The organism is Vibrio sp. 1727, assembly GCF_033344415.1.
Classification (GTDB): Bacteria; Pseudomonadota; Gammaproteobacteria; order Enterobacterales; family Vibrionaceae; genus Vibrio; species Vibrio alginolyticus.
The window spans coordinates 1-641 of the sequence record NZ_JAWPOT010000371.1 but is presented as its reverse complement, the minus strand read 5'-3'; the positions used below and the strand labels follow the sequence as shown (position 1 = coordinate 641).

Here is a 641-nt window from a genome sequence, read left to right as displayed (position 1 = left end):
ATCGAGCAATTTTGGATCGATATCTATTTCTACTTCCAAGCGATCCGTGAAGCGTGCTTTTTCGATACTGAGGTAAGAATTGACGTGTGCAAGCTCTTCTTTCAGCGTCACCGTATTGATGTTCTGTTTTAAGTTACTGCGGAAGAAATGCGACAAGTTTTGGATAAGCTCACGGGCTTTATCTGGGTCGCGGCGTGTAATTGCACTGATGGTATTGAGCGCGTTAAACAAAAAGTGAGGGTTTACCTGCGCGTGCAGCAGTTTGATTTCTGCCTGCGCTAACAGCGCTTGTTGTTGTTGATAATCGCCATACAAAATTTGGCTGGAGAGCAACTGAGCTATCCCTTCTGCCATTGACATGTTGGCGGTTGAGAACAGCTTACGCTTAGGTTCATAGAGTTTGATTGTTCCGATGACCGCCTTACCCGCTCGCAATGGAATGATCAACGCCGAACCGAGTTTGCAATCTTTCGCCAAAGAACACTGGTACGGACGCTCTGTACCATCAAGGTAGATGATGTCGTTTTTCTCCATCGAATCTAATGTGCTTTGCGATGAAATAGGCGTATTCGGTCTATGGTGGTCATCGCCAATACCGACAAACGCCAAAATCTTCTCTTGGTCAGTAATTGCAACTGCGC

The 641-nt window shown here is 46.0% G+C and carries 1 protein-coding gene; it reads right to left on the bottom strand.

Translation table 11 applies throughout. The annotated features are described in order from the left end of the window. Positions 1-641, bottom strand: a 641-nt coding sequence (locus R8O10_RS25805) for a histidine kinase (RefSeq protein WP_318192037.1), incomplete at both ends; no start/stop codon positions are given.